The sequence below is a fragment of the Streptomyces microflavus genome, assembly GCF_014650075.1.
Classification (GTDB): domain Bacteria; phylum Actinomycetota; class Actinomycetes; order Streptomycetales; family Streptomycetaceae; genus Streptomyces; species Streptomyces microflavus.
Genome location: NZ_BMUG01000010.1, coordinates 24,857 through 45,584 on the forward strand (window position 1 = coordinate 24,857; position 20,728 = coordinate 45,584).

The 20,728-nt window shown below is 70.8% G+C and carries 22 protein-coding genes; 15 read left to right on the forward strand and 7 right to left on the reverse strand.

Annotated features, from left to right (window positions below; all coding sequences use genetic code 11):
* Positions 1-9 precede the first annotated feature (9 nt).
* A complete protein-coding gene (locus IE264_RS27060; RefSeq protein WP_032760688.1) occupies positions 10-693 on the forward strand; it encodes a UbiX family flavin prenyltransferase in 684 nt (227 codons plus the stop codon).
* Positions 694-712: 19 nt separating this feature from the next.
* Here the strand turns inward: IE264_RS27060 and IE264_RS27065 are convergent, their stop codons facing one another.
* Positions 713-859 carry a hypothetical protein gene (locus IE264_RS27065; RefSeq protein WP_158706600.1) on the reverse strand — a complete coding sequence of 49 codons (147 nt, stop codon included), beginning with the start codon at positions 857-859 and terminating at the stop codon, positions 713-715.
* A 121-nt stretch (positions 860-980) separates the two neighbouring features.
* Here IE264_RS27065 and IE264_RS27070 point away from each other — a divergent pair, with 121 nt between their 5' ends.
* From IE264_RS27070 to IE264_RS27095, 6 genes are all read left to right on the forward strand, one after another.
* Positions 981-1,436, forward strand: a complete 456-nt coding sequence (locus IE264_RS27070; protein WP_010063935.1) for an Lrp/AsnC family transcriptional regulator — start codon at positions 981-983, stop codon at positions 1,434-1,436.
* Positions 1,437-1,485: 49 nt separating this feature from the next.
* Positions 1,486-2,649, forward strand: coding sequence for an aminofutalosine synthase MqnE (gene mqnE / locus IE264_RS27075; protein WP_031126089.1), 1,164 nt, complete (start codon positions 1,486-1,488; stop codon positions 2,647-2,649).
* A gap of 104 nt (positions 2,650-2,753) precedes the next feature.
* Complete coding sequence (locus IE264_RS27080; RefSeq protein ID WP_015609249.1) at positions 2,754-3,290, forward strand: GNAT family N-acetyltransferase; 537 nt, start codon at positions 2,754-2,756, stop codon at positions 3,288-3,290.
* 200 nt (positions 3,291-3,490) lie between these two features.
* Positions 3,491-3,784: a DUF4229 domain-containing protein gene (locus IE264_RS27085; protein WP_032760690.1), complete on the forward strand. Its 294-nt coding sequence runs from the start codon at positions 3,491-3,493 to the stop codon at positions 3,782-3,784.
* A 419-nt stretch (positions 3,785-4,203) separates the two neighbouring features.
* Positions 4,204-5,601: a dicarboxylate/amino acid:cation symporter gene (locus tag IE264_RS27090; RefSeq protein ID WP_032760691.1), complete on the forward strand. Its 1,398-nt coding sequence runs from the start codon at positions 4,204-4,206 to the stop codon at positions 5,599-5,601.
* A 216-nt stretch (positions 5,602-5,817) separates the two neighbouring features.
* Entirely contained in the window at positions 5,818-6,468 is a 651-nt protein-coding gene (locus tag IE264_RS27095) for a TetR/AcrR family transcriptional regulator (protein WP_015609238.1), read from the forward strand.
* Positions 6,469-6,523: 55 nt separating this feature from the next.
* Here IE264_RS27095 and IE264_RS27100 read toward each other — a convergent pair whose 3' ends face one another.
* Genes IE264_RS27100 through IE264_RS27110 form a run of 3 tightly spaced genes read right to left on the reverse strand, consistent with a single transcriptional unit; the run spans position 6,524 to position 9,184 of the window.
* Positions 6,524-6,907, reverse strand: a complete 384-nt coding sequence (locus tag IE264_RS27100; RefSeq protein WP_015609237.1) for a VOC family protein — start codon at positions 6,905-6,907, stop codon at positions 6,524-6,526.
* 49 nt (positions 6,908-6,956) lie between these two features.
* A complete protein-coding gene (locus IE264_RS27105) occupies positions 6,957-7,847 on the reverse strand; it encodes a MaoC/PaaZ C-terminal domain-containing protein (protein WP_032760701.1) in 891 nt (296 codons plus the stop codon).
* 5 nt (positions 7,848-7,852) lie between these two features.
* Positions 7,853-9,184 carry a 3-oxoacyl-ACP reductase gene (locus IE264_RS27110; RefSeq protein WP_032760692.1) on the reverse strand — a complete coding sequence of 444 codons (1,332 nt, stop codon included), beginning with the start codon at positions 9,182-9,184 and terminating at the stop codon, positions 7,853-7,855.
* Between the two features lie 100 nt (positions 9,185-9,284).
* Here IE264_RS27110 and IE264_RS27115 point away from each other — a divergent pair, with 100 nt between their 5' ends.
* Positions 9,285-10,586, forward strand: coding sequence for an acetyl-CoA C-acetyltransferase (locus IE264_RS27115; protein ID WP_051822083.1), 1,302 nt, complete (start codon positions 9,285-9,287; stop codon positions 10,584-10,586).
* Between the two features lie 78 nt (positions 10,587-10,664).
* A complete protein-coding gene (locus IE264_RS27120; RefSeq protein WP_032760693.1) occupies positions 10,665-12,569 on the forward strand; it encodes an AMP-dependent synthetase/ligase in 1,905 nt (634 codons plus the stop codon).
* A gap of 91 nt (positions 12,570-12,660) precedes the next feature.
* Here the strand turns inward: IE264_RS27120 and IE264_RS27125 are convergent, their stop codons facing one another.
* A complete protein-coding gene (locus IE264_RS27125; protein ID WP_032760694.1) occupies positions 12,661-13,107 on the reverse strand; it encodes a PIN domain-containing protein in 447 nt (148 codons plus the stop codon).
* On the reverse strand, positions 13,104-13,346 hold the full coding sequence (locus IE264_RS27130) for a type II toxin-antitoxin system Phd/YefM family antitoxin (protein ID WP_032760696.1): 243 nt from the start codon (positions 13,344-13,346) through the stop codon (positions 13,104-13,106). Before IE264_RS27130 ends, IE264_RS27125 begins: the two co-directional genes overlap by 4 nt.
* 170 nt (positions 13,347-13,516) lie before the next feature.
* On the opposite strand from IE264_RS27130, the gene IE264_RS27135 reads away from it, so the two are divergent.
* The 4 genes from IE264_RS27135 (at position 13,517) to IE264_RS27150 (ending at position 17,337) form a co-directional block, all read left to right on the forward strand.
* Positions 13,517-14,041: a MepB family protein gene (locus IE264_RS27135; RefSeq protein WP_032760698.1), complete on the forward strand. Its 525-nt coding sequence runs from the start codon at positions 13,517-13,519 to the stop codon at positions 14,039-14,041.
* 495 nt (positions 14,042-14,536) lie between these two features.
* Positions 14,537-15,559: a MarR family transcriptional regulator gene (locus tag IE264_RS27140; RefSeq protein WP_190167715.1), complete on the forward strand. Its 1,023-nt coding sequence runs from the start codon at positions 14,537-14,539 to the stop codon at positions 15,557-15,559.
* Positions 15,560-15,643: 84 nt separating this feature from the next.
* The gene (locus IE264_RS27145; RefSeq protein WP_032758180.1) at positions 15,644-17,038 is read left to right on the forward strand and encodes a Mucin-2; all 1,395 of its coding nucleotides are present in this window, start codon (positions 15,644-15,646) and stop codon (positions 17,036-17,038) included.
* Positions 17,039-17,091: 53 nt separating this feature from the next.
* On the forward strand, positions 17,092-17,337 hold the full coding sequence (locus IE264_RS27150) for a hypothetical protein (protein ID WP_106960221.1): 246 nt from the start codon (positions 17,092-17,094) through the stop codon (positions 17,335-17,337).
* Positions 17,338-17,379: 42 nt separating this feature from the next.
* Here IE264_RS27150 and IE264_RS27155 read toward each other — a convergent pair whose 3' ends face one another.
* Positions 17,380-18,792: a signaling protein gene (locus IE264_RS27155; RefSeq protein WP_229887800.1), complete on the reverse strand. Its 1,413-nt coding sequence runs from the start codon at positions 18,790-18,792 to the stop codon at positions 17,380-17,382.
* A gap of 273 nt (positions 18,793-19,065) precedes the next feature.
* Between IE264_RS27155 and IE264_RS27160 the strand changes: the two genes are divergently transcribed.
* Both IE264_RS27160 and IE264_RS27165 read left to right on the forward strand, forming a co-directional pair.
* Positions 19,066-19,686 (forward strand): TOPRIM nucleotidyl transferase/hydrolase domain-containing protein, encoded by a 621-nt coding sequence (locus IE264_RS27160; protein WP_032758179.1) that lies wholly within the window; start codon positions 19,066-19,068, stop codon positions 19,684-19,686.
* 178 nt (positions 19,687-19,864) lie between these two features.
* The gene (locus tag IE264_RS27165; RefSeq protein WP_032758176.1) at positions 19,865-20,722 is read left to right on the forward strand and encodes a M23 family metallopeptidase; all 858 of its coding nucleotides are present in this window, start codon (positions 19,865-19,867) and stop codon (positions 20,720-20,722) included.
* Positions 20,723-20,728: the final 6 nt, after the last annotated feature.

Here is a 20,728-nt window from a genome sequence, read left to right on the forward strand (position 1 = left end):
GGGACTTCAGTGACTCATCAGCAGCGGCGGCCTTGGATTGTCGGGGTATCCGGTGCTTCGGGGACCCCGTTCGCGGCGGCCGTCCTGCGCGGGCTGCTGGCGGGCGGTGAGAGTGTGGACCTGGTGGTGAGCCGGGCCTCGCGGCTCACCCTGCTGGACGAGACCGGCATCGCGTTCCGGGACGGGCACTGGCGCGAGGACCTGCGCTGTTGGCTGGAACGTGGCGCCGACGGGAAGCCGGACGCCTTCGCGGTGGGCGATGCGGAGCTGGAGCGCGTACGCCACTGGCCGGCCGGTGATCTGGCCGCCGGGCCGTCCTCCGGGTCGTACCCGGCGAAGGGGATGCTCATCGTGCCGGCCTCGACGGCCTGTGTGGCCGGAGTGGCGCTCGGTCTGTCGAAGGATCTGCTCCAGCGGGCCGCGAGCGTGACGCTCAAGGAGCGCCGCCCGCTCGTCGTCGCGGTGCGTGAGACCCCGCTGAGCGGCCAGACGCTGAAGCAGATGGTGGCCCTGGACGAGGCGGGCGCGGTCGTGCTGCCCGCCTCTCCGGCGTTCTACGCGGGCGCGACGCACATCCAGGACCTGGTGGACTTCGTCGCGGGGCGGGTGCTGGACGCGGCCGGGGTGGAACACCGGCTGTACCGCCGCTGGGAGGGAGAGCTCGGTGGCGGCTCCCGCAGCCCGGGTGTGTGAGCGGACCGAAGGGTCCCGGTCAGCGCTTCTTGGTGGTGCGCGGGGCGCGGGTCCTGTCGACGCGGTGCGCGGCGGCGGGCTGGTGGGCACGCGAGCGGTTGGCCAGGTCCTGCAGCTCGCGCATCCGGGCGTAGGCCATCTCGATCGTGTACACGGTGAAGTTCACTCCTGAAGATTCGAAAGCATTTCTTGGATGTTCTAGAAGATTTGCAGGGTCTGAGCCCTGCATGCCTTAGATTCTACACGTAGACTCGCGGTACTGCTGAACAATGGAAGGTTTCAGTCATATGGACGCGGTGGACAGGCAGCTCATCCAGGCCCTCAGAGAGAACGGCAGGGCCTCGTACGCCGAGCTGGGACGGCTCGTGGGGCTCTCCGGGCCCAGCGTCACCGACCGCATCAACCGGCTGGAAACCGCCGGTGTCATCACCGGCTACCGAGCCACCGTCGACTCGGCCTCGCTCGGCCTCGGCGTCACCGCGCTGATCGGGATCTCGCTCTCGGACGCCGCCGACCACGAGGACGTCGCGCGCCGGCTCAAGGACCTCGCGGAGATCGAGGACTGCTGGTTCATCGCGGGCGACGACTCGTACATGCTCAAGGTCCGGGTCGGTGACGTGGACGGCCTGGAGAAGACGATCCGGCGCCTGAGCGGCACGAAGGGCGTCTCGCGGACCCGCACCACGATCGTGCTCTCCACCAAGTGGGAGAACCGGGTCGGGGAACTGCCCGAGGAGTCCTAGGCGTACGGTTGGTGCGGTCTGTTGTACGGAGGAAATGGGAGGCGGCCAGGTGGACGCGGGACTCAAGCGCGAGCTGGAGCAGAAGGTCCGGGCCGGTGAGCGGCTGACCCGCGAGGACGGGATCGCGCTCTACGCGTCCGACGACCTGGCGTGGCTCGGCGGGCTGGCGCACGAGGTGCGCACCCGTAAGAACGGTGACGTCGTGCACTTCAACGTCAACCGCCACCTCAACATGACCAACGTGTGCACCGCCTCGTGCGCGTACTGCTCGTTCCAGCGCAAGCCGGGCGAGAAGGACGCGTACACGATGCGGATCGAGGAGGCCGTCAGCCTGGCCAAGGCGATGGAGGGCGAGAACCTCACCGAGCTGCACATCGTCAACGGCCTCCACCCCAACCTCCCGTGGCGCTACTACCCGCGCTCGCTCAGCGCGCTGAAGGAAGCGCTGCCGGACGTGGCGCTGAAGGCGTTCACGGCGACGGAGATCCACCACTTCGAGACCATCTCGGGGCTGAGCGCCTCCGAGATCCTCGACGAGCTGATCGACGCCGGTCTGGAGTCGCTGACCGGCGGCGGCGCGGAGATCTTCGACTGGGAGGTCCGCCAGCACATCGTCGACCACCGCACCCACTGGGAGGACTGGTCGCGCATCCACCGCCTGGCGCACGAGAAGGGGCTCAAGACCCCGGCGACGATGCTGTACGGGCACATCGAGGAGCCCCGTCACCGTGTCGACCACGTGCTGCGGCTGCGTGAGATGCAGGACGAGACCGGCGGTTTCCAGGTCTTCATCCCGCTGCGCTACCAGCACGACTTCGTGGACATGAAGGACGGCAAGGTCCGCAACAAGCTCCAGGCGCGCACCACGATGGCGACCGGCGCCGAGGCGCTGAAGACCTTCGCCGTCTCCCGGCTGCTGTTCGACAACGTGCCGCACGTCAAGGTCTTCTGGGTGATGCACGGTGTGCAGACCGCCCAGCTCGCGCTCCAGCACGGCGCGGACGACATGGACGGCTCGGTCGTCGAGTACAAGATCACGCATGACGCCGACGACTTCGGTACGCCGAACAAGCTCGGCCGCGAGGACCTGCTGGACCTGATCCGTGACGCCGGTTTCCGGCCGGTCGAGCGGAACACCCGGTACGAGATCCTGCGCGAGTACCCGGGCCCCGAGGCGGACCGGCGCGAGTCGCCGCAGCCGATGCGGGTCTGACCTCCTGTACGTGTGAAGAAGCCCCGGCCGCCGTCCCCGGCCGGGGCTTTCTCGCGTTCCGGACGGGGTTGAGCCGCCGGTCGGGTAATGGTTAACCTAGCCCTATGCCACTTACCTTCGAGCTGGATCCCGTGTTCTCGCCCGCTTTGCGCGACGGCGTCACCGCCCTGTGGGCCGACGTCAGCAACGCGGGCGGCGCCGTCGGCTTCGTCCCGCCGGTCACGGCCGAGGAGATCCGGCCCGAGCTGCTCAAGCACCTCGTCGCCATCGAGGAGGGCCGCACCCGGCTGCTGGTCGGCCGCGACGAGGGCGGAGAGGTCGCCGCCACCGCCTTCCTCACGCTCAACACCCACCGGCTGATGAAGCACTGGCTCTGGCTCTACACCGTCATGGTCCACCCCCGCCACCAGGGCAAGGGGTACGGCCGCGACCTCATGGCCGCCGCCGCCGACGCGGCCCGCTCCATCGAGGGCATCGAGGCGATCCGCCTCACCTGCCGCGGCGGCACCGGCGCCGACCGCTTCTACGCCGCCTGCGGCTACAAGGAGGTCGGCCGGGTCCCGGGCGGCATCCGGGTCGCCCCGGGCGACGACCGCGACGACATCGTCATGCTGCTCCCGCTGGGCCAGGCGGCCGCCTGAAGCTCCGGCCATCCCCTGAAGCTCCGGTCACCTCCTGAAGCTCCGGTCACCTCCTGAAGGTTCGCCAAGCCTCTTGAAGGTTCGGCCCCGCCTCCTGAACCCTGAGACCCCCGGGAACCCCCTTAACCCTGAGAATTCGGGCCATGCTTCACTGGACGGGCAGGAGTGTGTCGAGAGTTCATGGGAAGAGAGGGCCTGCCGTGTCCGCTGCCAAGCCGAGCGCGATGATCCGGTACACGGCATTGCGCCTGTTGATCTTCTTCGGCTGCTTCTTCGCCGCCGGTGTCGCCGTCCACTTCGGACTGGTGCCCTCCGGACTCGGCGGCTCCAACGTCGTCTGGGTGATCCTCCTCGGCCTCGTCCTCTCCGCCCCGCTCAGCTACGTCCTGCTGCGCAAGCAGCGCGACGAGATGTCCGAGCAGATCATCACCACGGTCGACCGGACCAAGGCCCGCCTCGACGCCAACCGCACCCGCGAGGACGCCGTTCAGTAAGCTTCCTCACACGCACGCCCCCGAGGGTCGTGCCATGTGAACTTCCCGCAGAGCCCCGGACCGGAGCACATCGCTCCCGTACCGGGGCTCTTGGCGTTTCCGGGGCGCCTGGAGGGCCGGCGCCGGGGCCTGTTCCGTGGTCAAAGAAAGGCTTTGAGGTTCCCAAAGTTCAAGTGTTAACGTATTCGACATGAAGACAGCAGTGCGCCTCCGTCATGCCGCGAGCATTCCGCTCGTGGCGCGCCTGCATGTCGATCTCTGCCGCTGTATGTCCGCGGTCTGTTGCCGCGAGGTCTGATTACGGCATCATGCAGCGGCGTCGCCCTTCGACGCGGGCGCCGCGACCCCGTCCCCGTTCCACCGCACGTCCGTACGCCTGTCCTCGTACGTCCCGATGCGTCCCCCACTGGAGTGTGTCCGTGTCCGCGAATTCCGCGTCCGCCGCCCCCGAGGCCGAGCAGCCGTCCACCGGCTCCGGCCCCGGTCCGCGTATACCCAAGGTCCCGTTCTGGGCCCAGATCGTCGCCGGTCTGGTCCTCGGTGTCCTGCTCGGCTGGCTGGCCCGCAGCCAGGACGTCTCCTGGCTCGTCACCACGCTCGACAAGGTCGGCTCGATCTTCGTCCAGCTGCTGAAGCTGGCCGTCGCCCCGCTGGTCTTCTTCGCGATCCTGGTGTCGATCACCAACCTGCGCAAGGTCAACAACGCCGCCCGGCTGGCGACCCGCACCCTGCTCTGGTTCATGATCACGTCGCTGATCGCGGTCGCGATCGGTCTCGCGATCGGCCTGATCACCAACCCGGGCTCCGGCACCGGCCTCACGCCGAAGGACGGCAAGCTCCCCGAGAACCGCGGCAGCTGGATCGACTTCCTGACCGGCATCATCCCGGACAACGTGATCACGCCGTTCACCGAGCTCAACGTGCTCCAGATCGTCTTCATGGCGGCCGTCGCCGGTATCGCGGCCCTCAAGCTCGGCGACAAGGCCCAGCCGATCCTCACGCTCAGCCAGTCGATCCTGGAGCTGCTCCAGAAGGCCCTGTGGTGGGTCATCCGCCTCGCCCCGATCGGCACCGTCGGCCTCATCGGCTACGCCATCGCCGACTACGGCTGGGACCTGATCGGCAAGTACGCGACGTTCACCGCCGACGTCTACATCGGCTGCCTCCTGGTGATGTTCGGCGTCTACCCGCTGCTCCTGGCCACCGTCGCCAAGGTCAGCCCGCTCCAGTTCTTCAAGGGCGCCTGGCCCGCGATCCAGCTGGCCTTCGTCTCCCGCTCCTCGGTCGGCACCATGCCGGTCACCCAGCGGGTCACCGAGCGCCTCGGCGTCCCAAAGGAGTACGCCTCCTTCGCCGTCCCGTTCGGGGCGACCACGAAGATGGACGGCTGCGCCGCGATCTACCCCGCGCTGGCGGCGATCTTCATCGCGCAGATCTTCGACGTCCAGCTGGGCATCGGTGACTACGTGCTCATCGCCTTCGTCTCGGTGATCGGCTCGGCGGCCACCGCAGGTCTCACCGGTGCGACGGTCATGCTGACCCTGACCCTCTCGACGCTGGGCCTCCCGCTGGAGGGCGTCGGCCTGCTGATGGCCATCGACCCGATCCTGGACATGATCCGCACCGCCACCAACGTGGCCGGTCAGGCGCTGGTCCCGGTCATCGTCTCGGCCCGCGAGAAGATCCTCGACCACGACAAGTACGACTCGGCCTCGGCCTCCCCGATCGACGCGTTCGGCCCGTCCGACGACGACGGCCGGGACGAGAACCGCGACCGTACGCCGGAACGGAAGGACGCGGTTCCGGTCACCGCCTAGCGGCAGCCCGGCCCGTACGTCCCGAGCGCCCCTGGTCCACCTCCTGAGGTGGGCCGGGGGCGCTTTCGCGTCGCGGGGGCGGGAGCGGGCGGGCCGCCGGGCGGCTGTGTCGGCGGCCCGCCCCGCCCCGCCGTACCCTTGCCGGGAGCAGGGCTGCGGGCCGGGCTACGGGCTTGGGCTGCGGGGCGGGACCGCGGGGCGGGGAGGAAGTCGGACGTGGGTGCTGTGAAGAGCAAACGGATGCCACGCGCCGTGCGTGAGCGGCAGATGATGGACGCCGCGGTGCAGACCTTCGGGCAGCGCGGGTACCGGGCCGCCTCGATGGACGAGATCGCGGAGCTGGCGGGCGTCTCCAAGCCGTTGGTCTACCTCTACCTGCACTCCAAGGAGGACCTCTTCTCCGCCTGCATCCGGCGCGAGGCGGAAGCCCTGGTGGCGGCGGTGCGGGCCGGGGTGGATCCGGAGCTGCCCGCCGACGGCCAACTCTGGTCGGGGCTGCGGGCGTTCTTCACCCACACCGCCGAGAATCCGGACGGCTGGGCGGTGCTGCACCGCCAGGCGCGGTCGCACGGGGAGCCGTTCATCAGCGAGGTCGTGGTGATGCGCGACGAGATCGTTGCGTTCGTGACGGGCCTGATCGGCGCCGCCGCCCGCGAGGCGCACCGTGACCCCGCCCTCGTGGACCGGGACGTGGCGGGCCTCGCCCAGGCCCTGGTGGGCGCCGCGGAGTCGCTGGCGGGCTGGGCCAACGACACCCCGGGCGTCTCGGCCAAGGAGGCCGCGGCGACCCTGATGAACTTCGCCTGGGCGGGCCTGGAGAACCTGATGCACGCCCGGCCGTGGCAGCCGCCGGCGGACGCGTCGTAGGGGGCCGTACGAGGCCGTCCGGCGTACCGGGCCGTCCAGCGCGTACGGCGCCGGGTCAGAGCGGCTGGAGCCGGGTGCGCAGGAGGCAGAACTCGTTGCCTTCCGGGTCGGCCAGGACGTGCCAGCTCTCGTTGCCGGTCTGGCCGACGTCGGCGGGCCTGGCGCCGAGGGCGAGGAGCCGTTCCAGCTCGGCGTCCTGGTCGCGGTCGGTGGCGTTGACGTCGATGTGCAGCCGGAGCTTCCCGGTCCGGGGCTCGCTGTTGGGGCTCAGGACGATGGTGGGCTGCGGGCCGCCGAAGCCGGCGCCGGGCGGCCCGATCTCGATGGACCCGTCGCTCTCCCGGCCGAGTTCGGCATAGCCGAGCACCTCGCTCCAGAACGCGGCGAGCCGCTCGGCGTCGGCGGCTTCGATGACCAGTTCGCTGATGCGGCATGCCATGGCGGCAGTGTAGGGAGCGGGGGCGCCTCGCGGGGTGCGGTGGCGGGCCTCAGGAGGTTCGTGTCACCGACCCGGTGAGGTGCACCCGCCCACTCCCGGTCCCGCTCCCGCTGCTGCTTTCGCTGCGCAGAGCGAAGGCGTTCCCGGCCGGGTCGGCCGCGTACGTCACGGTGGCGGGCAGCAGGACCGGGGCCCTGAAGTCGGCCCGTACGGAACGGATTTCACCGGGCTGCCCATCGGCCTCGGCCAGGCAGCGGGCCACCGTCCACACGCCGTGCGCGATGGCCCGGGGGAAGCCGAAGAGGCGGGCGGTGAGTGGGTGGAGGTGGATCGGATTACGGTCGCCGGAGACGGCTCCGTACCGCCGCCCGAGATCGCCGGGGAGCTGCCACTCGGCGACGGCGGGGAGCGCGGGGCTTCCGTCGGCCTCGCGGGTACTCCCGGCGGCGTTCGTCGCGTGCCGTGACAGATAGCCGCTGCGGGACTCCCACACCAGCGCCCCGGCCACCCGCGCCTCGGTCACCATCGTGACTTCGGTGCCGCGTCGGTGGGGCGTCAACTTCTCTGCGTACACCGTTAGTTCGAGCGACTCGTCGGACTGCACCGGCCGCCGGGCGACGATCTCGATCCAGGTGTGGACGAGCCCGACGACGGGGAGCGGGAAGCGCCGCGCGGTCATCAGCCGCATGGTGAGAGGAAAGGCCAGGACATGGGGGTACGTGAGCGGGAGCGGCCCGGACGCGGACGCGGACCCGGACCCCGGCCCGGATTCCGGTGCCGGGAAGCCGCAGATCCTGCGGTACGCGGCCAGGGGGCCGGGTGCGGCAGGGGTCGCCGGGAGGGTGAGGCGGTCGGTGGGCAGGGTGGCGCCCGGCCGGCCGGGGTGCTTGAACGGCGAGGTGACGGCCCCGCGGACGAGGGAGGCGCTGAGGGAGGTCACCGCGCTCACGCCCCCAGCAGGCTCTGGCCGCAGACCCGCAGCACCTGGCCGTTGACGGCGGTGGAGTCGGGCTGGGCGAACCAGGCGACGGCTTCGGCCACATCGACCGGAAGGCCGCCCTGGGAGAGGGAGTTCATGCGGCGGCCCGCCTCGCGGATGAAGAGCGGTACGGCGGCCGTCATCTTCGTCTCGATGAAGCCGGGCGCGACCGCGTTGACGGTGACGCCGTGGTCGGCGGCGGCGCGCGGCCCGAGCGAGCGGACGAGCCCGATGATCCCGGCCTTGCTGGCGGCGTAGTTGGTCTGCCCGGTGTTGCCCGCGATGCCCGCGATGGAGGCCGTGGCGACGATCCGGCCGCCGCGCGTGATGACGCCCGCCTTGAGCAGCTCGTCGGTGGTGCGGAGCACGCTGTCCAGGTTGACCTCGATCACCGATGCCCAGCGGTCGGCGGGCATGTTGGCGAGGCGGCGGTCGCGGGTGATGCCCGCGTTGTGGACGAGGACGCCGAGCCCGTCGGGCGCCGCTGCGGCGATGCGGTCGGCGGCGTCGGGTGCGGTGATGTCCAGGGGGAGGGCGGTGGCGCCGAGCCGGTCGGCGGTGCGTTCCAGCTCTTCCCGCGACCCCGGCACGTCCAGGGCGATGACCCGGGCCCCGTCGCGGGCGAGCACCGAGGCGACGGCCGCGCCGATGCCCCGGGCGGCCCCGGTGACCAGGGCGGTGCGGCCGGTGAGCGGGGCGGCCGGGTCGGCGGCGGGGCCGGGGCCGGGGGTGGCGGTGGCGGTGGTGAGCTCGATGACCTGGCCGCTGACGTAGGCGGACCGGGGGGAGAGCAGGAAGCGGAGCGTGGACTCGGCCGCTTGAGCGGCTCCGCCGCCCGGGATCCGTACGAGCTGGACGGTGGAGCCGCGCCCGATCTCCTTGCCCAGCGAGCGGACGAACCCTTCCAACGCCTGCTGGGCGGCGGCCTGATGGTGGTCGTCGGGCGACGGCACCGTACCGAGGACGACGATCCGCCCGCCCGGGGCCAGGGAGCGTACGACGGGGTGCAGGGCGGCGTGGACGTCCCCGAGCCCGGCGGCCGTGGTGACCCCCGTGGCGTCGAGGACGATCGCGGCGGGCCGGTCGGTGTTGCCGACGACCGGGAGCCCGGACCGGGAAAGCGCCTCCGCCACCCCCGTGACCGCCGACGCCCCCGCCGTCAGGTGCAGCAGCGGCCCCTCCAGGTGCGGGGTCTCCAGGGTCCAGCGGCGCAGTGGGGCGGGCTGCGGCAGGCCGAGCCGGCGGGTGAGGAAGCGGCCGGGTGCTGTGCCGGTGAGGTGCAGATAGCGATCGGCCATTGTCCTGGCTCCCTGCTCGGTCGTAGATTTACTCCAGAGTAAGGTTACTGAAGAGTCAGGAGCTGGTCGAGATGAACAATCCCGGACCGACCGAGACGAGATGGTCACCATGACGACGGAGCCTGGGTCCCGGTCGATCCCCCTCGCCCTGCCCCGCCCCCGCCGCGTCGCGGTCATCGGCGGCAGCCGTACTCCCTTTGCCCGCTCGGACGGCCCGTACGCGACCGCCTCCAACCAGGACCTGCTGACGGCCGCGCTCGGCGGACTGGTGGAGCGGTACGGACTGGCCGGGCAGCAGGTGGGGGAGTTCGTGGCGGGCGCGGTCCTCAAGCACAGCCGCGACTTCAACCTGGCCCGCGAGACCGTCCTCGGCTCCGCGCTGGACCCGCGCACGCCGGCGTACGACATCCAACAGGCCTGCGGTACGGGCCTCCAGGCCGTGATCGCCGCCGCCAACAAGATCGCGCTGGGTGCCGTGGACTCGGCCGTCGCGGGCGGCTCCGACACCACGAGCGACGCCCCGCTCGGCGTCAACGACGAGCTGCGCCGCATCCTGCTGGCCGCCCGCCGCGCGAAGTCGACGGGCGCCCGCCTCAAGGCGCTGTCCGCCGTACGCCCCCGTCACCTGGTTCCGGACGTCCCGCGCAACGCCGAACCCCGCACGGGCCTCTCCATGGGCGAGCACGCGGCCCGTACCGCCCGCCGCTGGTCGGTGAGCCGCGAGGACCAGGACCGGCTCGCCGCCACGAGCCACCAGCGCCTGGCGGCGGCGTACGAACGCGGCTTCCTGGACGACCTCGTCGTCCCGTACCAGGGCCTGACCCGCGACCAGAACCTCCGCCCCACCTCCACGCCCGAGCAACTCGCCAAGCTGAAGCCGGTGTTCGGCACATCCGGGGACAACCCCACCATGACAGCCGGCAACTCCACCCCCCTCACGGACGGCGCGGCGACGGTACTGCTGGCGAGCGAGGAGTGGGCGCGGGAGCGCGGCTTCGAGCCCCTGGCCTACCTCACCCTCTACGAGACGGCGGCCGTGGACTACGTGGACGGCGACGACGGCCTCCTCATGGCCCCGGCGTACGCGGTGCCGCGCCTGCTGGAGCGGGCGGGCCTGGGCATCGAGGACTTCGACCTCTACGAGATCCATGAGGCGTTCGCCTCCCAGGTGCTGGCCACCCTCGCCGCCTGGGAGAAGCAGGGCCTGTCCCCGCTGGACCGGACCCGGCTGAACGTGGCCGGCTCCTCGCTGGCCACCGGCCACCCCTTCGCCGCCACGGGCGCGCGGATCGTCGCAACGTTGGCCAAGCTGCTGGCGGAACGGGAGGCCCCGGGACGGGGGCTGATCTCGATCTGCGCGGCGGGCGGCCAGGGCGTGACGGCAATCCTGGAACGCCCCTGACCGCTCTTTCTGCCACCCCTGCCGGACGGACGACCCGGCGACCGGACCCGCCCGACCCCCGCTACCGAGGAGCCGCACGTGTCAACGCCTTCATCCGCCCCCACGCCCGCCCTTGTGGAACCGACGAAGAAGAGAGGCCCGGACGGCCGGGTGCAGGAGGTCTCCGTACCGGCGTTCGCGCCCCCGGTCCTGCGGGGTTCGCTGGCGGAGATCCCGTTCGACAACGCGCGGGAGGCCCCGTCCGATGCGGTGCTGAGCCGGAAGGACGTGGAGGGCGCCTGGTGGGACGTGAGCGCCGAGGAGTTCGCCGCCGAGGTGCTGGCGGTGGCGAAGGGCCTGATGGCGGAGGGGCTGCGGGCGGGCGACCGGGTCGCGATCATGGCCCGTACGACGTACGAGTGGACGCTGCTGGACTTCGCGGCCTGGGCGGCCGGGCTGGTGACGGTCCCCATCTACCCCACCTCCTCCGCCTTCCAGGCCCGCTGGATCCTCCAGGACTCGGGTGCGGTGGCGTGCGCGGTGGAGACGAAGGAGCAGGGCCGCCTGATCAGCCAGGAGCGCAGGCAGCTCGGTGACCTGGCGCACCTGTGGCAGTTCGACACGGGGGCGATCGGCCACCTGAAATCGCTCGGCAAGGACATCCCCGACGCGGCCGTGGCGGCGCGCCGCGCAACGTTGGAACCCGACAGCCCCGCCACCCTCATCTACACCTCGGGCACGACGGGCCGCCCGAAGGGCTGTGTGCTCACCCACGGCAACTTCTTCGCCGAGGTGGACAACGCGATCGAACTCCTCCACCCGGTCTTCAAGTCGGTGTCGAAGGACCCGGCCTCCACGCTCCTCTTCCTCCCCCTCTCGCACGTGTTCGGGCGGATGGTGGCGATCGGCTGCATGCGGGCGAGGGTCCGCCTCGGCCACGCCCCCTCCATCCAGACGGAGGACCTGCTGGCCGACCTGGCGGGCTTCCGCCCCACCTTCCTCCTCGCCATCCCGTACGTACTGGAGAAGGTCTACAACACGGGCCGGGCGACGGCGGAGAAGATGGGCCGGGCGTCGTCGTTCGACCGCGCGGCGCGCATCGCCCAGCGCTACGGCAAGGCCCTTGAGGCCGCCGAACACGGCACGGGCCCGGGGCCGGGCCTGGGCCTGCGTGCGGCCCGAGCCCTCTACGATCCCCTGGTCTACCGCCGTATCCGGGCGGCGCTGGGCGGCAAGGTCCGGTACGTGATCTGCGGCGGCTCCCCGCTGGGCCGCCGGCTCGCCTCGTTCTACGAGGGCGCGGGCATCGGCATCTTCGAGGGGTACGGCCTGACGGAGACGACGGCGGCCCACACGGTGACCCCACCCCTCAAACCCCGCCTGGGCACGGTGGGTTGGCCGCTCCCCGGCACCTCGGTACGCATCGCGGACGACGGCGAGGTGCTGCTGCGGGGCGGCCAGGTGTTCCGGGGCTACTGGGACACGGAACGCGCGGAGCCGGTCCCGTACCTCCTGGACGGCGACTGGTTCCCCACGGGCGACCTGGGCGCGCTGGACGAGGACGGCTACCTGACGATCACGGGCCGCAAGAAGGACATCATCATCACGTCGGGCGGCAAGAACGTCACCCCCGCCCCCCTGGAGGACTGGCTCCGCGCGCACCCCCTGGTCAGCCAGTGCATGGTGGTCGGCGACAACCGCTCGTACATCACGGCCCTGATCACCCTGGAGCCGGACGGCCTGCACCACTGGCGCCAGATGGTGAAGAAGCAGGACGTGCCGCTGAGGGAGCTGGTCCACGACGAGGAGCTGCGCACGTCCTTGCAGAAGGCGGTGGACGAGGCGAACCGCCTGGTCTCGCGGGCGGAGTCGATCCGGAAGTTCGTGGTGCTGCCGGTGGACTTCACGGAGGAGAAGGGGCACCTGACGCCCTCGCTGAAGCTGAAGCGGGACGCGATCGCCCGGGACTTCACGGCGGAGATCGAGGGGCTGTACCGGCGGTGAGCAACGACCTGGGCCGGGCGGATGGAGCACGAGTCCAGTGGCTCCGGTTTCCGAGGCCGGAGCCGTCGCGGATGTAGCGCGTCACCACGCGTCACAGGTCGTCGGGCAGCAGCCTGAACGCCTTGTGCCCTGTCAGGGGCCGGACCGTACGGAAGTGGCGGTCCGAGGTGAAGATGATCTCGGTGCGGTATGCGGCGGCCAGGGCGACGTTCATGGCGTCAGCCATGCCGATGCCTTTGCCTCCGTCCGCGTCCACGTATCCCTCCGCGACGGCGATCGCGGTACTGAGATGCACACCGACGGGCGGGACCTCGAACCGGCGGGTGGCTACGTTGCCTTCGATGAACCGTGCTGCCACCAGGGACTGACGGGCCCCAGCCTTCGTGGTGATCAGGTAGTCCAACTCGGCCAGGACGAAGGGTGAGATGATCAAGTGACTGATCGACGCCAGTCCCTCTTTGTGTGCCTCGTGGCCCGTGAGTCTCGGGTCGAGGAGCCGATAGAGGGCATTGGTGTCGGCAATGGCGACCAGGCTCAGGACCCCATCCCCTTGAGCGCGTCCTCGATCTCGTCGTCGGTGAGGTCGGGCAGGCCGAGATCGGGGAGCGCTATGGCGCCCATGGGATCGGTGGGGTACGGGGGGATGTCGTCGTCGGTGATGGGCACGACACGGGCGACGGCAGTGCCGTTCTTGGTGACGGTGATGGTCTCACCGCGTGCCGCCGCGGCAAGGATCTGTGAGGACTTCTTGTTGAACTCGCGCGCCGTGGTCTCCATGGACTACATGTTGCTACGTGGGGCGGGTCATAGGCGCGCGTAGCGAGGGCGAAGCGAGGAGAGCGCTTCAGAAGAAGGGCCTGGTCGACTCATAGTGCCTGTTCAGGCCCCTTCCGGTGCCGAGGCTGCGCTCGGGCGTCAGATGGCGGGCGCGATGGCAGGATGGGTGGGTGGAGACGAATCGGCCGTGGGCAGGACTGCATGGGGACCTGCAGGCAGCGAAGACCTTGGTGTACGACCCGAAGGGCTTCGTCTGCTCACAGCCGGTGCCCGAACCGGAGAGTGCCGAGTACGCGGCTCACCGGTTCACGATGGACGGGCAGTCGGTCGCGTTCCGTGCGGCCAGGACCACCCCTACCAAGGTGGGCCAGTTCGTCACCGTGTGGCAGCGATCCGCAGAGGGCCCGATCCGGCCCTTCGACGCTGATGACGGGGTCGACCTCTTCGTCATCAGCAGTCGGGACAGCGGCCACTTCGGGCAGTTCGTGTTCCCGCGGGAGGTGCTGTGCGAGCGCGGTGTCGTGTCCCGGGGCGGGGCCGGCGGAAAGCGGGGGTTCCGCGTCTATCCCCCATGGGCGACCACGACCAGTCGTCAGGCCGGCAGCACCCAGGCGTGGCAGGTGAACCACTTCCTGAGCCTCGGGGAGGAAGGGCCGGTCGACCTGGTGCGTGCCCAAGTCCTGTACCACCCGTAGCGCCCCGCAAGGAACGCGGACGACTTCCGTATGGACGACTGCCGCGATGACGTCGGAGAGCTGTCGACTCCCCGTCTGGGTCGGCAACGAGGCTCGGGGCTCAAGCTTCGGCCGCCGAGCTTCGGGGCGGTCGGTTCACTCTTCCGGGGGTACGGGGGTGGGGTCCCGGCCCGAAGCTCGGGTCCCGGGATACGGGGGTCGGGATGCGAGGTTCGGGGTTCGAGCGCCTTCTTTAACCGGTAGGCAGGAGAAGGGGTTTGGGAAAACCTCCCCACCCTCCCTGACCCGTCACGGCTGGGGAAGTATGACTAATCGTGACAGCTTGCGGCGCAGCGTCACGACTGCTTACGGTTCGAGAACCAGACGACCCCGACGCGGTGTGTCACCACCAGGCCGGGGTCTAACCGCAAGATCGATGCCGTGAAAGGCGATCCCTTGGCTACCCAGCACCCTAGCCCTGCCCTGCGTGCCCCCGCACGGTCGACCTCGTACCCGATGGCCAAGCCCGGGTACGGCAAACGCTCCGCGCCCGACCAACGGCCGCGCACACCTCACGACTTCAGCCTTCTCCCTGTGCGTGAGCGGTACGTTGCCGGGTTCGTCGACCATCTCCCCGAGGGTGCGGCGATGAGTGTGAAGCAGCTGGCCAAGCAGCTCCCGCTCTACGGGCAACAGGCCATCAGCAGCGCCCTGACCGCCCTGTCCGTCGCCGGGCACCTGCGGCGCGTCCGCTGCGCCGTCGGCGCGGGCGACGAGACCCGGTGGGTCTTCCGCACCTTCTGGTCCCGCACCGCACACGACAACGAGTGGTGGAACACCCACCTCACCGCCGAGAACACCACCCAGGCCGACAGCTCCGCGCCGGATGCCCCGGCCCCCGACATCGCTCCGCCGCCGCCTTGGGTCCCGGACGAGGAGCCTCCGCCGCCCGTATCCGAGGAACCCGGTACTCAACAGGGCCCCGAGCCCACCCCCGTACCGCATCAACGCACGCCGGACCAGGCGCCGGACACACAACCCGTGCCTCCCGCCCCAGCACCTCACCCTTCCGAAGCCGGCCCTTCCCCCGCCTACCTCGCCCTGGCCCGCCTCGGCCACGAGGACCACCGCCTCCCCCTCTCCGCCGACGACTGCCAAGAACTCGAAGCACAGGCAGCGGAATGGCTCGCAAGGGGCGTCAGCGTCGACTACCTGATCACCGCCCTCACCGCAGGACTCCCCGCCCAGGTCGACACCCCCCTTGGCTTCGTCCGCCGCCGTCTCACCCTCAAAATGCCACCCCACCTCCCCACCACCCCAAGCGCCCCGTCCGACACCCCCGCCCCACCCCACCGCATCCTCATGGAATGCACCGACTGCGGCCGCCCCGGCCAACCAGAAGCCCTCCCCGACGGCCTCTGCCGACCCTGCCGCACCACCCACCGACCCGACACCGATGACGCCCCAATCCACCCCACCGAAGCTGCCGACATCAAGGCGCGCATGACCAACCTCCGCGGCCTCCTCAAATCCGTCTGAGGCCGATGGCTACAGAACGGTCTCCGCGCACGCGGGGGATCATGGCTGCGTACCAGCCGCCGGAGGCACAGTGTTGGGGGAATCTTGGTCGCGTTCCACGCGTCCGCGCTGGACGGAGTCGCTCGCAACCCGGCGCTGCCGACACCGTTGCTGCTGCGCCTGCTTGCCTTCGACGGCGGCGGTGACGGTCCGCCCCGTTACGCCCCGCAGCGGGCTGGACTCCCCGAGTCAGCCGTCGCGGTGATTCTGGCTCACCCGAACCCTGGCGCTCGGGTCGACTTCGCGATGAGCAAGTTGGCCGAGCCTGCGCAGCGGGCCCGGCTCGTGGACGACCCTTCTCCCAAGGTGCGGGCCGCTCTCGCGTACGGATCCGAATGGGGCGACCCGCGTGCGTCGGTCGTGCCGCTGCCGGACGACGTGTGCGCCCGCCTGCTCGACGACCCCGACCCTTCCGTACGGACGGCCCTGCTGGACTCACCCCATCTCGCGCCGTCGTTCGTGGCCTCCTTGGCCACGCACCACGATCCGGCAGCGCGCCAAGTCGCCGCCCGCGTATGGGAGAAGCTGGCGCCGGACGAGCGGTCGGCGCTGCTGGACGACCCCGACCCCGAGGTGCGGCGGGCCGCCGCACTGGGGGAGTGCCGACGGGACGCGCATCTCACCGCCGAACTCCTCCGCGACCCGCAGTCCGTCGCCGAGGCGTTGCGCCGCGGGCTTCTCCACCGCGCCGACGCCGAACGGCATGCCGCCGAGCGGACGCACCTGGCCGCTCTCGCCGAGAACCCGTCGCTGCCCGCCGACCTCGTGGAGCGGCTCGCCGTCGACCCCGACGAGGGCGTACGGCTCGCGGTCTCCCTCAGGCCCGAGCTGGACGAGACGCGGCGCATGGCGATCGACTTCACGGTCGGGGACCTCGACAGGGGCGACGGCGTGCACTGGGTACGGGAGGGGCTCGCCGACCCCGAGGTGCTGCGACGGGCCGCGACCTCCGCCCACCCGCTGCTTCGCCGCAGCGCCGCCCGGAGCCCCCACCTGCCGCCCGACCTGCTGCGCCTGCTCGCACGCGTCGAGGACCCGGTGGTGGAGAACCGCCTCGGCATCCACCACCCCGACACCCCGGAGGAGGTCCTGATGCGTGTGTACGCACGGCTCGGCGGCACCTTCTCCGCCTGGATGGCGGAGACCCACCCCCGCTTTCCCCGCGAGGGCCTCGCCGCGCGCTACGCGGACCACCCGGACGGCAACTACCGACGGCTGGCCGTCCGGGACCCGGCCGCCACCCCCACGCTGATCGAACGGCTCAGCCATGACCCCACGGTCTGGACACGCCAGGCGGCGGCCGGCGACCCGCGCCTCCCCCTCCACCGGCTCCGCGAGGCACTACATGTCCCCGAACTGGCCTCCAGCGCGGGTGCCAACCCGGCGCTCCCCGAGGACGAGATGGCCGCTGTCCTGAACCGGGCCGGCGTTCCCGCCTGAGCGATGTGGCCTTCATGAACGCGGAGCTTCAGCGCGCTCCGTACGATGCGGGCGTGATCTCTCAGATACCCGACGACACCCGTCGCCTTCTCCTCGTCGCCTGCACCGTCACAGCTCTCGCCGCCGGAGCTCTCGGCGCGTTCGCCGCCCAGTCCGTCCGGCCGAGCTGCAGCTACGTCGTGTTCTCCCTGGGGTCGGGGGCGGAGCAGGAGGAGGCCATGGAGCGTGGCTACTGGCAGGCTGTCGGGTCCGGCGAGTGCGCCCCGCCCCACGCCCGCTGGCAGTTCTGGCGCGGCTGACGGGTGAGGGCCGCCGCCGCTCCCTCCCCGTCGGGGGAACGCTCAGCTGGTGAAGTAACCGGCGTCGAGCCCGATCCAGCCGGTGAGGCCGCGCGGGTCGTAGATGTGCAGCGAGCCGTCGGTGAGGACCTCCCAGCGGACGGTGAGGGAGCCGGTGACCCCGGCGCCGGTGGTCTGGCCGACCATGCCCTGGGTGCGGTTGGGGCGGATGTGCGGCGGGAGGGTAAGGATCTTCTCGCCGGTGGTCCACGGGGCCTTGTCGGTACGGGACAGCCGGAGGTGGAGGTCGATGCGGTTGCCGACCTGGCGGTACTGAGGCACGTAGTTGTTGGAGTTGGGGGTGTAGACGGCGGTGTCGTACTCCAGCGTGGTCCACGGGACGTGGTCGCCCGTGCCGTCGGTGGTGCTGGTGATGCCATAGAGGGCCATGCGGCGCGGTCCTGGTTCTTGAGTGGCGAAGCCGAAGACGAGTTGTGGCCCGTCGGGCGTCCGGCGGACGGTGATGGATTCGGTCTCGCGGTGTGACAGGCCGAGAGCCGTGGTGTTGAAGCGTCGCTCGATCATCAGGCCGGTGGTGACGTCGTAGACGTTCCACCAGGAATTGCCGGGTGACGGGTTGGCCGGGCCGTAGGCGCTGCCCTCGTTCTGATGGACGAGATCCCCGTACAGGCACCAGGCCTGGGTGCGGTACAGGGCCGGGAAGCGGTGCAGCGGGGTGAAGTCGCGGCGCTTGAAGGCGGCAAGGTCGTAGACGCGATACTCAGCGGTGCCGCCCGATCCGTGGCGTACCCCGATCCGGCCGTGCTCCATGTCCAGGGACGGGGTGACGCCGGAGGAACCCGGGACGGGGTCGAACACCTCGATCTGCGGGCTCCCCGCGTCCACGATGGCGCTGGGGGTGAACGCGATACGGCCGATGCGCTTGCCGTAGGCGAAGCCGCTGGTGACGGGGGTGGCGTCGGTCTCCAGCCAGAGGTGGGGCCGGCCGTCGGTGTGCTCGACGCCGAGTCCGCCGCCGTGGCCGACGCCCCTCAGGTACATGGCGGCACGGACGGTGCCGTCGGGAGCGACCTCGCTGATGCAGAGATCGCCCCGGCGGTCGCGCTCGGCACCGGGTACGGGGGCGCTCTCGTCGGCGAGTTGGCGGCCGTCACTGATGATCTGGGTGACGTAGGCCAGGCCGGTCACCGGGTCGAAGGCGACCTGCTGATGCACTCTGCTCTGGGTGAGCCGGAGCTCCCTGCCGAACAGATCGACGGGTTCGGCCCGCAGGTCGAACCTGCGCCGCGCGTGCATGCCGCTCGTGAGCCGCTGCCCGGAGACGGGGGCGGTTGGCGGATCGGTCGCCGGAGCGGCAGCGTGGGCGGCTCCCTGGGCGGTTCCGGCGGGGGCGATGACCGGGACGGCGGCTGCGGCGGCTGCTGCGGTCAGGACGGTGCGGCGCGTCAGCGACATGGCCGGAGCACCTCGTTGACCTGCTGCGACGCCGTCACGGAGGCGACTCCTGCCGCCACCGTCACTTCCGACGAGCCGTGGCACGGTATGCGGGCGGAACGAACGGGCATCGGCGTACAAGCCCCCTTCCAAGATCATCTGATGTGCGAAGTCGTAATTTTTGCATACCTAAGGGGAGGGCCCGGGGTGAGTTCCTGGCCTCCGACACACGCCCATGAGGCGGACGGGCGAAAATGAATACCGCACCGGCCGCGTAGGGCGGAGACTCGCCCCATGGCTGACATGGAGGCGTTCCGCGAGGCGGTCACCGCATGGGCGGCCGGCGGGCCTGGCGACCTCGCCCGCGAGCTGGCCGAACAGCTCCCCGTACGGACCGCCGTCCTCCTCGAAGGCCCGAGCGACGCCGCCGCGGTCAACGCGCTGGCCGGGAGCCGCGGCCGGGACCTCGCCGCCGAGGGTGTCTGCGTACTCCCCATGGGCGGTGCGATGAGCGTCGCCCGCTTCGCCGGTCTCCTCGGGCCCTCCGGACTGGGCATCCGCCTCACGGGCCTCTGCGACGAGCGGGAGCGCGGCTTCTACGAGCGGGGGTGGGAGCGGGCCGGTGCGGGGGCGGAGCAGAAGTTCTTCGTCTGCGTGGCGGACCTGGAGGAGGAGCTCATCCGCACCCTGGGCGTGACACGGGTGGAGGCGCTGGTCGAGGCGGAGGGTGACCTGCGCGCGCTCCAGATCTTTCTGCGCCAGCCCGCGCAGCAAGGCCGGTCCCCGCAGCAGCAGTTGCGGCGCTTCCTCGGTACGAAGAAGGGGCGCAAGATCCATTACGGTCGCGCCCTCGTTCAAGCCCTCGGCCCCGACCGGGCCCCCGCCCCGCTCGACGACCTGCTCGCCTGTCTCTGAAGCCGACTCCGAGCCGACTCCGAGCCGACTCCGAAGCTGAGGCATCCAGGGCGCGGGGTCTGTCCGCGCGGCTCGGATTACGGCACTCTGGAGTCCGTTCAACTCGCGTAGATTCCAAGGCACTTCGCGCACCCCGCACCCCACTGCCCGGTTGTCGACCCGGAGGATTCCCCCACCCATGCGCCGCGCTCCCCGAATACGTACCCGCGCTCGTACGCGTACGAGTCTCCTCGCCCTGCTCGCCCTCCTCGGCGGACTGCTCGCCGTCACCGTCACCGCGCCCCCGGCCTCCGCCGCGCCCAACTTCAAGGCGCCCTACGCCTGCGGCCAGCAGTGGACCTACAGCCACCACTCCGCCGAGGTCAGACGGGCTCTCGACTTCGTCCGCACGGACGGCGGCGCCACCGCCGGCTCCCCGGTCCTCGCCTCCGCCCCCGGCACGGCCTACCGCCACTCCCAGCCCAGCGGCGCGGGCAACTACATCTCCATCGACCACGGCGGCGGCTGGCAGACCTACTACTTCCACCTCAACGCGTTCTCCGTCGCCAACGGGGCCCAGGTCGGCCAGGGCCAGCAGATCGGCACCACCGGATCGACCGGCAACAGCTCCGGCGCGCACATCCACTACGAGCAACTGCTCAATGGAGTCGGCCAGAACATCGTCATCAACGGCCAGTCGCTCAGCCCCTACCCGGGTTCCTACTACGCCAAGTACCTGACCAGCGACAACGGTTGTGGTGGCGGTCCCGGCAAGTACTGGGTCGACACCTTCGCCAACGCCACCGGCTACGCCGCCCCCGACACCGGCGACGCGCAGGGGATCCTCAACGCCGGTACGAACTACGTCTATTGCAAGGTGTGGGGCACTCGCGTCGGCACGGCGACCCAGTTCAACCACTGGTGGCTGCGCACCGACCTGGACAGCGTCTACGCGGGCAAGAACGGCCGCAACGCCTACGTCTCCGCGTACTACCTCTCCCGCTGGGGCAACGACGAGGCCCGCGACAACAACGGCACGGTGATCCCGAACTGCTGACCGCAC